Origin of the sequence: Bradyrhizobium sp. (assembly GCF_049798375.1) — a bacterium.
Classification (GTDB): Bacteria; Pseudomonadota; Alphaproteobacteria; order Rhizobiales; family Xanthobacteraceae; genus Bradyrhizobium.
On record NZ_JBARGP010000596.1, the window covers coordinates 1 to 13,935 of the forward strand.

10 protein-coding genes and 1 pseudogene are annotated in these 13,935 nt (G+C 63.7%); 5 read left to right on the forward strand and 6 right to left on the reverse strand.

All coding sequences use genetic code 11. The features are described 5' to 3' along the window. The 4 genes and pseudogenes from WA702_RS23945 to WA702_RS23960 all read left to right on the forward strand — a co-directional run. Nucleotides 1–267 (forward strand): annotated as a pseudogene (locus WA702_RS23945) (methionine--tRNA ligase); the annotation flags it as partial. Then, on the forward strand, nucleotides 267–1,058 hold the full coding sequence (locus WA702_RS23950; RefSeq protein WP_425113043.1) for a TatD family hydrolase: 792 nt from the start codon (nucleotides 267–269) through the stop codon (nucleotides 1,056–1,058). The pseudogene WA702_RS23945 and the gene WA702_RS23950, both read left to right, overlap by 1 nt. Then, nucleotides 1,055–1,852, forward strand: coding sequence for an MBL fold metallo-hydrolase (locus WA702_RS23955; protein WP_425113034.1), 798 nt, complete (start codon nucleotides 1,055–1,057; stop codon nucleotides 1,850–1,852). The genes WA702_RS23950 and WA702_RS23955 overlap by 4 nt, the downstream gene beginning before the upstream one ends. Before the next feature lie 214 nt (nucleotides 1,853–2,066). Next, complete coding sequence (locus WA702_RS23960; protein ID WP_425113035.1) at nucleotides 2,067–2,696, forward strand: antibiotic biosynthesis monooxygenase family protein; 630 nt, start codon at nucleotides 2,067–2,069, stop codon at nucleotides 2,694–2,696. A gap of 122 nt (nucleotides 2,697–2,818) precedes the next feature. Here the strand turns inward: WA702_RS23960 and WA702_RS23965 are convergent, their stop codons facing one another. The 6 genes from WA702_RS23965 to WA702_RS23990 form a co-directional block, all read right to left on the reverse strand. Next, nucleotides 2,819–4,465, reverse strand: coding sequence for an acyl-CoA synthetase (locus WA702_RS23965; protein WP_425113036.1), 1,647 nt, complete (start codon nucleotides 4,463–4,465; stop codon nucleotides 2,819–2,821). A gap of 28 nt (nucleotides 4,466–4,493) precedes the next feature. Continuing rightward, entirely contained in the window at nucleotides 4,494–6,389 is a 1,896-nt protein-coding gene (locus WA702_RS23970) for a TRAP transporter large permease subunit (protein WP_425113037.1), read from the reverse strand. 23 nt (nucleotides 6,390–6,412) lie between these two features. Further along, nucleotides 6,413–7,432 carry a TRAP transporter substrate-binding protein gene (locus WA702_RS23975; protein ID WP_425113038.1) on the reverse strand — a complete coding sequence of 340 codons (1,020 nt, stop codon included), beginning with the start codon at nucleotides 7,430–7,432 and terminating at the stop codon, nucleotides 6,413–6,415. 359 nt (nucleotides 7,433–7,791) lie between these two features. Then, nucleotides 7,792–10,950 (reverse strand): efflux RND transporter permease subunit, encoded by a 3,159-nt coding sequence (locus WA702_RS23980; protein WP_425113039.1) that lies wholly within the window; start codon nucleotides 10,948–10,950, stop codon nucleotides 7,792–7,794. 2 nt (nucleotides 10,951–10,952) lie between these two features. Further along, a complete protein-coding gene (locus tag WA702_RS23985; RefSeq protein WP_425113040.1) occupies nucleotides 10,953–11,984 on the reverse strand; it encodes an efflux RND transporter periplasmic adaptor subunit in 1,032 nt (343 codons plus the stop codon). A gap of 506 nt (nucleotides 11,985–12,490) precedes the next feature. After that, nucleotides 12,491–13,204 carry a GntR family transcriptional regulator gene (locus WA702_RS23990; protein ID WP_425113041.1) on the reverse strand — a complete coding sequence of 238 codons (714 nt, stop codon included), beginning with the start codon at nucleotides 13,202–13,204 and terminating at the stop codon, nucleotides 12,491–12,493. A 153-nt stretch (nucleotides 13,205–13,357) separates the two neighbouring features. On the opposite strand from WA702_RS23990, the gene WA702_RS23995 reads away from it, so the two are divergent. Then, nucleotides 13,358–13,935: ATP-binding cassette domain-containing protein (locus tag WA702_RS23995; RefSeq protein WP_425113042.1), on the forward strand; the 578-nt coding region annotated here is incomplete at its 3' end.

The window sequence follows — 13,935 nt, forward strand, 5'->3', positions numbered from 1 at the left end:
GGCGAAGCGCCGTGGGCGCTGGCCAAGACCGATCCGTCGCGCCAGCGCACGGTGCTCTACGTCACCGCCGAGGTGATCCGGCAGGTCGCGATCCTGACCCAGGCGGTGATGCCGACGGCGTCGGCAAAGCTGCTCGACAGCCTCGGCGTTCCGGCGGACGAGCGCAGCTTCGATCGGCTCGGCGGCGCAGTGAGGATCGCGCCTGATACGAGACTGCCGACACCGCAGGCGGTATTCCCGCGCTACATCGAGCCGACTGCGTCGTGATGCTGGTCGACAGCCATTGCCATCTGGACTTTCCGGACTTCGCTGAGGATCTGGATGGCATCGTCGCGCGTGCCGCCGCGTCGGGCGTCGGCCGCCTGGTGACGATCTCGACCCGGGTCCGGCGCCTCGGCGAACTGCTCGCCATCGCCGAGCGCTATGAGAATGTCTACTGCTCGGTCGGCACCCACCCGCACCACGCGGACGAGGAGGACGGCATCTCCGCCGACGAGCTGATCGCGCTGACAACGCATCCGAAGGTCGTCGCGTTGGGCGAGGCCGGGCTCGACAATTTCTACGACAATGGCTCGCCGGACGCGCAGGAGCGCGGCTTCCGCGCCCACATCGCGGCGGCGCGCGCGACGGGTCTGCCGCTGGTGATCCACACCCGCGAGGCCGATGCGCGCTGTGGCGAGATCCTGGAGGAGGAGATCGCGAAAGGACCTTTTCGCGCCGTGCTGCATTGCTACACCGGCGGACGGGAGCTTGCGATGAAAGCGATCGACCTTGGACTGCATATCTCGTTCACGGGCATCCTGACCTTCAAGAAGTCGCAAGCCTTGCGCGATCTCGCGGCCGAACTGCCGGCCGACCGCATCATGGTCGAGACCGACGCACCGTATCTCGCGCCGGGCAAGTTCCGCGGCAAGCGCAACGAGCCGGCTTACGTCGTCGAGACCGCCAAGGTGTTGGCAGAGACGCGCGGCGTCTCGCTGGAGGAGCTCGCGTGGCAGACCACGGAGACGTTCTTCAAGCTGTTCGCCAAGGTGCCACGCCCGACGGAGACCGCATGACGCTGACGCTCACGATCCTTGGCTGCGGCTCCTCGGCCGGCGTGCCGCGTCCGGCGCTGGGGTGGGGCGCCTGCGATCCCAACAATCCCAGGAATCGTCGCCGCCGCTGCTCGCTGATGGCGGAGCGGACCTCGGCGCACGGCACGACGCGGGTCGTGATCGACACTGCGCCCGACCTGCGCGAGCAGCTCATCGACGCCAATGTCGATCACATCGATGCGGTCTTCCTCACGCACGAACATGCCGACCAGACCCATGGCATCGACGATCTGCGCTCCGTGGTGCTGCATCAGCGCCGGCGTATTCCGGTCTACCTGAGCCAGTCGACCGCCAAGGACATCATGCACCGCTTCTCCTATTGCTTCGTCTCGCCGACGGGGAGCGACTATCCGCCGATCCTGACGCAGCATGCGATCGAGGCGGGCGGAAGCCAGGCGGTCGAAGGCAAGGGCGGCGAGCTCAAGCTCACGGCATTCCTGGTTCAGCACGGCAACATCCCCGCGCTCGGCTATCGCATCGGCAAGGCCGCCTACACGCCGGACCTCAACGACGTCCCCGAAGAGAGCTGGGGCGCGCTGGAAGACCTCGATCTCTGGATCGTCGACGGGCTTCGCTACACCGGACATCCCAGCCATTTCTCGGTCAACGACGCCTTGGCCTGGATCGAACGCTTCAGGCCGAAGCGGGCTGTCATCACCAACATGCATTCCGACCTCGACTACGAGGTGCTGCGCCGGAGTCTGCCGGCCAACGTCATTCCGGCCTATGATGGCATGCGGCTGGAGATCGGATAGTATTCAGTGAGTAGGGTGGGCAAAGGCGCGTAGCGCCGTGCCCACCATTCAAATTTCGCGCTGCATCGGTGGGCACGCTTCGCTTTGCCCACCCTACGCTTCAGTGTCACGTCATTGCGAGCGAAGCGAAGCAATCCAGCGTGGCAAAGTAAGGCTGGATTGCATCGTCGCTGACGCTGCTCGCAATGACGACACTTACGAACGGAGCCATGACATGCTGTCCCTGTTCTTCGAAGTCGAGATCAAGCCCGGCCGTATCGACCAATATCTCAATCTCGCGGCGTCGCTGAAGCCCGAGCTCGAGGCGATGGGCGGCTGCCTGTTCATCGACCGCTTCAAGAGCCTCAAGCGCGACAATCTGATCCTGTCCTACCAGATCTGGCAGGACGAGGGCTCCATGACGGCCTGGCGCGTCCAGGCCCATCATCACGAGGTGCAGACGCTCGGTCGCGACAGGGTGTTCTCGGACTATCGCATCCGCGTGGCGCAGGTCGTGTACCAGGCCAAGCGTGGACAGGGAGTATGGCAGGCTGAAACGCGTACGCTCTACAATGACCCGAAGCGGCGGCCGCCGACCTATGTGCTGGTGACGGAATCGAACAGCGCCAAGCTCCCGGTGGCGTGCGACTGGCCAAGCGAGGCCTTCGCCAGCGTCTACCGCGAGGGGCAGTATGCCCATCTGGTCGAACTGCCAGACGAACAACCAGGCACCGCCTTCGCGCCGCGCCTGTTCGACGAGCCCTCCACCGACTATGTCCGGATCGTCGAGGTCACCAGGGACTACGGCATGTATGCTCGCACTGAGGCGCCGCAATTCTATCCGCCGAAGAGCAGGGAAGATTAGCCGCGGCTCTCAACGTCGTCATTGCGAGCGCAGCGAAGCAATCCAGAGTACCTCGCCGGCGACAGTCTGGATTGCTTCGTCGCTAACGCTCCTCGCAATGACATTGAGATAGCAGCGTTGAACTACGCTGAAATAGCCTTCGCCGACTGCACCTGGTTGCGCAGCAGGAATTTCTGGATCTTGCCGGTGGACGTCTTCGGGATCGGGCCAAACAGCACGGCCTTCGGCGTCTTGAAGCCGGACATGTGGCCGCGGCAATAGGCGATGATCTCGGCCTCGGTGGCCTCTGCGCCGTCCTTCAACTCGATGAACGCGCAGGGCACCTCGCCCCATTTCGGGTCGGGCTTGGCGACCACGGCGGCGAACAGCACCGCCGGGTGCTTGTAGAGGATGTCCTCGACCTCGACCGAGGAGATGTTCTCGCCGCCGGAGATGATGATGTCCTTGGAGCGGTCCTTGATGGTGACGTAGCCGTGCGCGTCGAGCACGCCGAGATCGCCGGTGTGAAACCAGCCGCCGGCAAAGGCCTCCTGCGTCGCCTTCTCGTTCTTCAAATAGCCCTTCATGACGATGTTGCCGCGGAACATGACCTCGCCGATGGTCTGGCCGTCGCGCGGCACCTCGCGCATCGTCTCGGGATCGATCACGGTGACGGCTTCCTCGAGCGGGTAGGGCACCCCCTGCCGGCGCTTGAACTGCGCGCGCTCGGCCGCTGGCAACTCATCCCATCCCGGCTGCTCGGCACAGACGGAGGCGGGGCCGTAGACTTCGGTCAGACCGTAGACGTGGGTGAGCTTGATGCCGATCCGCTCGGCGCCCTCGAGCACCGCGACCGGCGGCGCGGCGCCGGCGATCAGACCGATGACAGATTTGGCGCCCGCTTTCGGCGCATCGGGCGCGTTGATCAGCGTGTTGTAGACGATCGGCGCGCCGCACATGTGAGTGACGCGGTGCTCTTTGATCAACGCAAAGATCCTGCTGGGCTCGACCTTGCGCAGGCAGACATTGACGCCGGCCGCCGCGGCCATCGTCCATGGAAAGCACCAGCCGTTGCAGTGAAACATCGGCAGGGTCCAGAGATAGACCGGATGCTGGCCGAGATTGCCGGCGAGGATGTTGCTGACAGCGTTGAGATACGCACCGCGGTGGTGGGTGACGACGCCCTTCGGATTGCCTGTGGTGCCCGACGTGTAGCTCAGCGCGATCGCATTCCATTCGTCTGCCGGCCGCCGCGGCGTGAAGTCAAGATCGCCTTGCGAGAGCGCGTCCTCATATTCGATCTCGCCGATCCGGCTGCCGCCCTGATAGGACGCATCGGCCGCGTCGATCAGGAACGGCCGCGGGCCGGTCATCAGCGTCAGCGCCTCGGCGATCACCTTGGCAAATTCCGGATCGACCACGATGACCTTGGCACCGCCATGGTCGAGTTGGAATGCGATCGAGGGCGCGTCAAGCCGGATGTTGAGCGCGTTCAGTACGGCACCGGCCATCGGCACTGCGAAATGCAGCTCGTTCATAACAGGCACATTCGGCAGCATTGCCGCGACCGTATCGCCTTCCCCAATGCCGCGGCCGGCGAGATAGGACGCAAAGCGTCGGCAGCGCGCGTAGGTCTCGCTCCAGGTGAAGCTGCGGCCCTCATAGACCGTGCTGACATGGTCGGGATACACGGCGGCGCTGCGGGCGAGAAAGCTCAACGGCGTCAGCGGGACATAATTGGCCGGAGTCTTGTCCAGGCCAATGTCATACTGGTTCTGTTGTGAGCCCATTTTAGCCTCCTGTGCTTACGTGAGGATTCTACAGGAAGCCGATCGAAATCCAGGGGAAAATCGCCACGATGGCGAGGCCGATCAGCAGCGCCACCAGATACCCCCAGATCGGCCGCATGCCTTCCGCCGGATCGACCCGGCCGATGGCACAGGCGGCGTAATAGCCAACGCCAAACGGCGGCGAGAACAGTCCGACGCCCATCGCCAGGATGATGACCATAGCATAGTGCACCTCGTGCACGCCGACCGCCTTGGCGATCGGAAACAGCAGCGGCCCGAACAGCACGATTGCGGGAATTCCTTCCAGCACGCTGCCGAGAATGACGAAGGCTACGATCGACACGGCAATGAAGGACGCGCTGCCGCCGGGCAGCCCGGTCATGGCAGCCGCCAGCGAACGCGAAAAGCCTGATTGCGTCAGGCCCCAGGCCATCCCCGTGGCCGCGCCGATGATCAGCAGGATCGCGCCTGACAGTGCCGCCGTCTCCACCAGCATCGACGGCAGCCGCCGCCAATTGAACTGGCGATAGATCAAAAGCCCGATGATGAAGCCGTAGACGATGCCGATGGTCGAGACTTCGGTGGCGGTCGCGATGCCCTCGACCACGGCGTAGCGGATCACAAAGGGCAGGGCGATGGCGGGCAGGGCGACAACGAACGCCTTCACGATCTCGCCGCCGCGCGCCCTCTTCACATGGCTCAGATCCTCGCCGCGATAACGCCACCACACCAGCACGCACAGCGTGATGGCGAGCACCACGCCAGGCAAAAGGCCGCCGGTGAACAGCGCCGAGATCGAGACGCCTGTGACCGAGCCGATCGTGATCAGCACCAGGCTCGGCGGAATGGTCTCGGTCTGGGCGCCGGTAGCAGCAAGCAACGCGACGAGGTCGCCGGGCTTGGCGCCGCGCTGCTTCATCTCCGGAAACAGCACCGGCGCCACCGCGGCCATGTCGGCCGCCTTGGAGCCGGAGATGCCGGAGACCAGATACATGGCGCCGACCAGCACGTAATGCAGCCCGCCGCGGACGTGGCCGAGCAGGCTCGCCAGGAACGCCACCATGGCGCGCGCCATGCCGGTCATCTCGATCAGGAGCCCGAGAAACACGAACAGCGGCACCGACAGCAGGATGATATGGCTCATGCCTTCATCCATGCGGCCAACCAGCACCATCAGCGGTGTGTGCGTCGTCAGCGCCAGATAGCCCAAGGTGGCAAGCCCGAAGCCGAACGCGATCGGCACGCCGGCAAACACACAGAAGCCGGCGACACCGACGAAGAAGATGATCAAGTTGAGATTGCCGAGCGGCCGCAGCAACGGCTGTGCCAGCCAAAGCAGCGCGACGATGCCGGCGACCGACAGCAGCGCCGCCAGCAGGATCCTGGGATTGCCGTCGCGCGCCAGCCGCAGCAGCGCGAATGCGGCCATCAGGCAGATGCCGATGGGCAACGCGGCCGCGCGCCAGGTGTTGGAAATCTGCAGCGCCGGCGTGGTGATGAAGCTTTCTTCGTAGGCGTATTCGTAGGACGGTTGAACGATCAGGATCAGGAACGCCAACGCCGCGCAGGTCGCGACCGCGTCGAGATAGAACCGCACCGCGGGCGGCGCGCTGCCGATCACGGCGGTCATCCGCATGTGCTCGGCGCGCCGGAATGCCACCGCGGCCCCCAGCATCGCCAGCCACAGGAACAGCATCGAGGCCAGCTCGTCCGACCAGATCAGCGGCTGGTGCAGCACGTAGCGGGCGATCACGCCCGCAAACAGGATGACGACCTCGGCGACGACCAGGATCGCCGCCGGGATCTCGACCAGCAGGCCGAGCAGGGACTCGACCCGCCGGAGCAGGGAGTGGCGAGGGGGCCCGACCGTCGTTTCAATGACCGTTTGAGAGACAGAGAATTCGGTGATTTCGACGTGAGCCATGGCCGGGTGAGCCCCCCTACGCGTTACGAGAGCTTGCCGACCGCCTTTTCGAGCAGCGCCCAGGCTTCCTCGCCATACTTGCCTTTCCACTCGGCATAGAAGCCGGCGGAGCGCAGCTTGTCGCGGAATGGCGCGACGTCGGGCTGGTTGAACACCAGGCCCTTGCCGGCGAGTTCAGCCTTCACCGACTCGTTCAGCTTCTCGGTATCCTCGCGCTCCTTCACGGCGGCGGCGTTGACGTGCTTGGTGACGACGGTGCGGATGTCCTCCGGCAGGGCCTGCCAGGCGCGACGGTTCATCAGGAACCAGAAGCCATCCCACATGTGGTTGGTCATCGAGCAGTACTTCTGCACCTCGTACAGCTTCGCCGCCGAAATCAGCGCCAGCGGATTCTCCTGGCCCTCGACGATCTTGGTCTGCAGCGCCGAATAGACCTCGCTGAAATTGATCGAGGCGGGCGATGCATCGAAGGCCTTGAACATCGAGGTCCACAGCGGCGACACCGGCACTCGGATCTTGAAGCCTTTATAATCGTCCGGCCCGTTGATCGGCTTGGTCGAGGACGTGGTCTGGCGGAAGCCGTTGTCCCAGATCTTGTCCATGACCTCGAGGCCGGCCTTGTTGATCTGGCCGCGCACATAGGCGCCGAGATCGCCGTCCATGGCCTTCCAGACCGTGGGATAGTCCGGGAATGCGAACCCGATGCCGTTGATCGAGGCCGCCGGCACCAGCGTGGCCAGGATCAAGCCCGAAAGCGTGAAGAACTCGACGCCGCCGGACCGGAGCTGGCTCAAGGTGTCCGTATCCGAGCCGAGCTGGCTGTTCGGGAACACCTGCATATCGAACCGGCCCTTGGTGTCGGCCTTGATGGCCGCCGCCATCTCGCGGGCCCGGGCCACAAACGGATGCGATTCCGGGAGGTTATTGGCAAATTTGTAGGTGAATTCGGCGGCTTGCGCGCGTGCCACATGCGGTGCGGCAATGCCGCCCAGAACCGCCGATGCTGCGGATGCCTTCAATAGCGTGCGCCGTGACAGGCTCATTCCCATTTCTCCCAAATGCTTCTTGTCGTTGTGAGACGCATGAGTCCCATCGGGACAATCCTATACGGATCGAAGCCCGTCAGGTCATCTGCGTTCTCGTTCGTCGCCGCGCTTAATGCGGCCTCCGAGGACGGCAATATCGGCGGGAAAGCGAACCGTCAACGCGGCGGCCCGGGGTGCACGATGAGGATGCGGACTGGGCGAGGTTTCAGGGAGGAATTTCACGCAGATATCGAGCAATCGGATGCAAGCCATTGATTTCTTTAAAGACAAATATATTCCATAATATACCTTATGCGAACTATATGGCGGAGCGACGGCCCCGGCCTTCCAACCATGCATTCTTATTTCAGCGTCCCTCACTCCGCAGCCTTGGGCCGATGAGATGAAGCCGAGCGAGTGAACTCCGCGGATTTGGCATCGAAACGCCCGTAGCGCAGCGCCAGCGTCGGGAGCAGGATGAGGTTCAACGCCATCGACGTTACAAGGCCACCTAGAATGACGATCGCCATCGGTCCCTGAATTTCACGTCCGGGTTCGTCCATCCCGATCGCGAGCGGCAAGATGCCGAGCCCTGTCACGATCGAGGTCATGAGGATCGGCGTGAGCCGATCGGCGGCGCCCGCGATGGCGGCCTCCAATCCCCATGACCAGCCTTCAATTTCGACAAGATGCTCGTAATGCGCGATCATTAGAATCGAATTGCGAAGGCTGATGCCGAACAAGGTAATGAACCCGACCATGCCGCCCAGGGTCAGGACCCCGCCGGTCGCTAATACCGCCAACACGCCACCCACCACAGCGAACGGCATGTTTGCCAGCACCAGCATCAGATTGCGCCAATTCCGGGTGACCACCGCCAGCAGCAGGATGATGCCGATGGCGGCGATCAGCGAATTGACGCCGAGGTCGCGCTGCGACCGCGCTTGGGCCTCCGCTGCGCCGGCGAACTGCAGGTAAACTCCGGCGGGGAGATGTATCTTCGACGCGATCTTGGCCTTTGCTGCGCGAACAAGCGAAACCACATCGGCGCCCGCAACGTTGGCAGTCACCGTCTGCACGCGGCGCGCTCCTTCGTGAAGAACTTGGTAGCGCCCGGAGCTCTGGTAAATGTCGGCGATCTGCCTAAGCGTGACGTAAACGCCACTTGGACTGCGCAACGGCAGGTCGCCGACCTTGCTGATGTTGTCCCGGCTCGCTTCGTCCAGGATCGTCATGACGTTGAAGACCTGATTGCCTTCGTAGGTCTGGCCCACGACATCGCCCTGATAGGCCGTGCGGATCAATTCGAGCACCTCGACCGCATCGAAACCCCAACGCTCGAGGTCGGGGTTGCGCAGGCGGATGGTGAGTTGCGGCAGACCAGGCGGAGACTGCACCTGAACATCGGTCGCGCCAGGAACCTCATTGAGGACCTGGGCAATTTCCTGCGCTTTCTGATCGAGCAGTTCCAGATCGTTGCCGAAGACGTTGACCACGACGGCCGCCGTATATCCCGAGAGCGTTTCCTCAATCCGCTCGGTCAGAAACGTCATGACGGAGGCGCTTACGCCGACGAAGCCCGCAAGCGTCCGACGAATCTCCGCTTCAGCCTTTTCGGCGTCGTCGCCCGACAACCCCGGCTTCAAGTCGATTTCAATCTCGCTGTAGTGCGGTCCCCAGGTGTCCTCGGACTCTTCCGCCCGCCCTGCCCGCTGCGCAACCGACCGCACCTCAGGCAGTTTCAGCAACGCATCGGCGATACGTGCTCCGACATGCAGCGACTCCTCGATGGACGTGCCCGGCACCGCAGCCATGTGGACGACGAAGTGCCCTTCCTTCAACTCGGGAATGAGGCCGCGGCCCAAAAACGGCAGCGCAACGCAGCCCGCAACCGTCAGCACGGCTGCAGCCGCGATCAGCGTGCGAGGCCATTCTGCAAGCTTTCGTAGCAGGCGTTGGTAGCCGGCGCGCATCCAGCGGATCACGGGTGGATCGCCGGCAGGAATCCGTCCCGGCAGGAGTGCCATCGACAGCGCGGGCGTTACGGTCAATGCGACGACCAGCGAAGCCATGACGGCGACGGCATAGGCGAGGCCCAGCGGCGCAAACAGGCGCCCCACCGTGCCGGATAATGTCATCACCGGCAAAACCACCAAAATGACGGCGAAGGTCGCGTAGACGACGGCTCCGCGCACCTCGAGCGTTGCGTTAAGCACCACCTCGGCGAATGGCCGTGGCTCAGGTAGCCTCCTGTTCTCACGCAGGCGCCGCACGATGTTCTCGACGTCGATCACCGCATCGTCCACGACGACGCCGATCGCGATGGCAAGGCCGCCAAGCGTCATCGTGTTGAGCGAGACGTCCATCCGCTCCAGAACCAGCGTCGCGGCTAGCAGCGAAAGCGGGATCGCGGCACAGGAAATCGCGGCTGTTCGCAGATCGAACAGAAAAAGGAACAGGACGACGACCACCAGAATGCCGCCGAGGAGTAGCGAATCCCGGACGTTGCCCGTTGCCACGTTGATGAAATTGGCCGGCCTGAAGAGATCGGCACGGATCGTGATGCCGTCCGCCGCCAGACCGGGCCGCAACTCTTCCAAAGCAGATTCCACGTCTTGCGTGACCTTGAGCGTGTCGGCGGCATATTGTTCTGCCAGATTGAGAATGACGCCCGGCTGCCCCTCAACCGCGGCGCCTCCGATCGGCGGCTCGGGCGCGTCAACGACATCGGCGACGTTCCCCAATGTGACGCTTGCGGCCCCGCGGCTCAGCAGCACAGTTCGCGCAATGGCGTCCGGCTTGAGCGACTGTCCCTCGGTTTGGAAGACGATCCGCTGGTTTCTCGTGTCGATGAAGCCGGAGCCGCGCACGCCGGTCGACCGGCGCGCGGCGGCCAGCACGTCATTGAGCGTCAGGCCGTATCGGATCAATTCGTCAGGATGGACCTGGATCTGGATGGAGCGCTTGTCGCCCCCGAACACCGTGACACTGGCGACCCCCGGAACGGCGAGCAGGCGCAAGCGAACCGTCCAGTCCGCGATGGTGCGCAACTCCATCAATGAGTGGGTCTGAGACGTCAAACCAACCACCAGCATTCGGCTGGTCGAAGACGTGAGCGGCGTCATGACCGGCGGCTGCACCCCTTGGGGAAGCTGCTGCGCCGCGGCCGCCAAGCGCTCCGCGACAACCTGCCGATCGCGATAAATGTCGCTCGAGGAATCGAAAAAGACCGTCACGACCGATAGCCCCTGGATCGACGTGGAGCGCAGGGTTCGCACGCCGGGCACGCCGCTGATGGCGGTCTCGACGGGACGGGTGACGAGGACTTCGACCTGCTCGGGCGTCAGCCCGACGGCTTCGGTCTGGATGCTGACCTGGGGCGGCGCAAACTCGGGGAACACGTCGTATTTGGCGCGCCCGAGCGCATAGATTCCATAGGCAACCAGAAGGCAGGCGAGCACAGCGACAATGCCGCGGAATCGGATCGCCCATGCGAGGATCGCAGCCTGTGGGCCGGAAGGTGAAACGACGCCCACCCCTAGTCCTCGCCGACCTGGATCTGAGCCCGGAACTCCTCGGACAGCAGCAATTGTGCTCCCTGCGTGACGACCTCCGCCTCTTTCGCCACATTGTTCGCGATGTAACCACCATCCGCTGCCGGCAGGTCGGTCGCGATGGCCATGCGTGTGAAACTCGACGCGCCGGTGCGCCGATAGATCCAGGCTCTCCCTTGCCACCACACGACAGCGGAGGCCGGCACTGCGACCCCCTCAAGCGATTTTCCGGAAGGCAGGAAGGCGAGCACGTTCATCCCGGGCAGAACGCCACTTGCGGCGGCCACAGTGTAGAAGAAGCTGACGCCCTGAATCCGAGGGTCGATGCGGGTTGCTGGCGACACGAAGGTGATCGGCTGCCTGTTATCGCCGACCTTTATCGAAGCCGTGGCAGGCGGCGCTGAGAGCACCACACCGGGCGGCAGGGTGATCTGCAGCAGAAAGGTCTGTCGCTCGATCAGCGATTTGATCATGGGCGACTCGTCGATCAGCGATTTACCGAGAATCGCACCCCACTCCTGGTACGCGGTCGCGGCAAACGTGCGTACCTGCGCTTCCGCCGCAACCAGGCTCGCCTGGTCCGTTCCGAAAGCCGCCTCGGCCGCCTGCACCTGGGCCTGCGAGACGACATGAGTGTCGTTGAAGAGCTTTTGCGCGCGATCATATGCCGGCTTCGACATCGCAAGTTTCGCCTGTGCGGTTTGCACCTGCGCCCTCGCATTGGCGTAGCTGTTGCTGAGTTCGGTCAGGCGCGCAACATCGAGAACCATGCCGTAGGCGCGCAGTTGCTCCGGATGCGGGGTCGAAGACAGGACACCTGTCTCGATGCCGCTTCGCTGTTGCGTCTCAGCGTCGAGCCTGATCACCGGCTCGCCGTTCTTGGCTGAGACTCGAACTGGAACCTTGATGGCCCCTTCCTGCGGCCCTTCGACTGCAGCCTTCCCTCGGGTCTCAAAGAGTGCCCAGCCCAAAAGGGTACCGCATGCGACGACGAGCACCGCAAGCAGCAGCCTCACCGACCACGACCCTGCCGATCCCTTTCCGCTCATGTAGCACCCCCGACCAAGCTCGTCCTGGATGCCTGGACAGCTCTCAACCGTTCAGCAGGTTTGCATGTCGAGGCCATTATAGCCAACAAGTCCGCTCTTTTTGGTAGCATTCCAATCGATTTGTAGCAGTCGTAACATTACGCTCCTCAGCCCGAGCGCCTATTTGCCAAGAAGCAGGGTAATCCCGCGGAGATCAAACTGGTCTGGCGGCACTTGCGGAAGTGATCAAGGCCGCGGGTTACGATCATCGCGAATTGTGCCCTGCGATGCTGCACCGCGCTCCTATCGGATTCATCGCGCGGAAGCGAGCTTGGCTGGGGCCATAGAGGTCGGCGGTTACGGAAAGATCTCAGCAATTGGTTCATCAACTTCTGGAAAATGCAACGGCCCCAAAGCAGAAAAGTGAACTGTGAGTCTGGCCTGTCGCCCTGGGCCTTGGTGGCCAACCGGGCCAGCGAAGCTGCGACGTGGTTCTACGCTTCGAAGAAGCTCGGATTCTTGGCCACGAAGGCATGCAGCTCGCGCGCGACGCGGTCGAGATGGCTGGCCATCTCGTGCTGGGCCTTGCTCGGATCGCGCGCTGCGATCGCGCCGTAGATCGCGTCGTGCTCGCGGTACGTCCCTTCCGGGCGGCCGGGCTCAGGCAGCAGCGTGCGGCGAACGCGCTCCAGGTGGGTTCGGATCGGATCGAGCACTTCACCGACGCGCGCGAGGTTCAAGCCCTCGGTCATCTGGTGATGAAACCGGGTATCGAGTGCATGGAAGCCTTCGAGGTCTCCGCTCGCGATCGCAGCCTTTTGGTAGGCCAGGTTTTGCCCGAGCGCCTCGATCGCCGCGTCGGACATGCTGGCCGCGCAAACGCCGACGATCTCCACTTCCAGCGCGCGCCGCATCAGCATCCACTGCCGGACATCTTCGAGGTGGATCCTGGCCACATAGGAACCGCGTTGCGGCTCGACCACCACAAGTCCCTCGAAGGCGAGCCGATTGATTGCCGTCGTGATCGAGAGCTTCGAGACGTCAAAGCGGGCGCACCATTCGTTCTTGTCTATCGACGTTTCGGGCGCGAGCGCGCCGGAGACGATCGCGCGCTTGAGGGCGAGATAGGCCTGATCGACTTTCGACCCTCCTGCCCCGCGCCCGCGCGCTGGTCTCGTGCCGCCGCTGAATCCGCCGAGCGAATGCATCCTCTGTTCCTTGGACCATCTGCCGTGACGCCAGTCGTGCAGCCAAACCGCTTGACGAGCCTGAGCTGATATAACTAGCATGTCAGTCAACAAGCAACGATCACCTGCGGCTCGATGTCTCTCAAGGACCGGGCACGTCGGGAGGAAAGTCCAATGGGGACACGCTTCGACGCGCTCGGAGCAGAGGATGCGCGCGGCGCTTCTCGCGCCTCTCCGGCGGCTGTGCTTGGCAGCCGCGCCGGCGCGCCGGGCAGAGAGATCGTGCTCTGCGCCGAGCAGATCTCCAAATCCTTTGCCGGCGTGAAGGCGCTCCACAACGTCGACTTCGATCTGCGCCATGGCGAAGTCCATGCGCTGATGGGCGAGAACGGTGCCGGCAAGAGCACCTTGATGAAGATCCTCGCCGGCGTGCATACGCGCTACGAGGGCAACATCCTGGTCGAGGGCCACGCGGCATCCTTCAGCGGCGTACGCCACGCCGAAGAGGCGGGCGTTGCCATCATCCACCAGGAGCTCAATCTCGTTCCCGAATTGAGCGTGGCCGACAACATCTTTCTCGGCCGCGAGCCGCTGATCGGCGGCGTGCTGATCGACCGGCACCGCATGGTCAGCGCGGCCAAGCGACTGCTCGCACGCCTCGGCGTGACCATCGCCCCCGAGACCAGGGTTGCCGGGTTGCGCGTCGGCGAGCAGCAGCTCGTCGAAATCGCGAAGGCGCTGTCGCTCAACGC

What these genes read in the sequence shown, in the direction of transcription:
- WA702_RS23950 (WP_425113043.1), top strand. Translation starts at nt 267, where the DNA reads ATGCTGGTCGACAGCCATTGCCATCTGGACTTTCCGGACTTCGCTGAG.
- WA702_RS23955 (WP_425113034.1), top strand. Translation starts at nt 1,055, where the DNA reads ATGACGCTGACGCTCACGATCCTTGGCTGCGGCTCCTCGGCCGGCGTG.
- WA702_RS23960 (WP_425113035.1), top strand. Translation starts at nt 2,067, where the DNA reads ATGCTGTCCCTGTTCTTCGAAGTCGAGATCAAGCCCGGCCGTATCGAC.
- WA702_RS23965 (WP_425113036.1), bottom strand. Translation starts at nt 4,465, where the DNA reads ATGGGCTCACAACAGAACCAGTATGACATTGGCCTGGACAAGACTCCG.
- WA702_RS23970 (WP_425113037.1), bottom strand. Translation starts at nt 6,389, where the DNA reads ATGGCTCACGTCGAAATCACCGAATTCTCTGTCTCTCAAACGGTCATT.
- WA702_RS23975 (WP_425113038.1), bottom strand. Translation starts at nt 7,432, where the DNA reads ATGAGCCTGTCACGGCGCACGCTATTGAAGGCATCCGCAGCATCGGCG.
- WA702_RS23990 (WP_425113041.1), bottom strand. Translation starts at nt 13,204, where the DNA reads ATGCATTCGCTCGGCGGATTCAGCGGCGGCACGAGACCAGCGCGCGGG.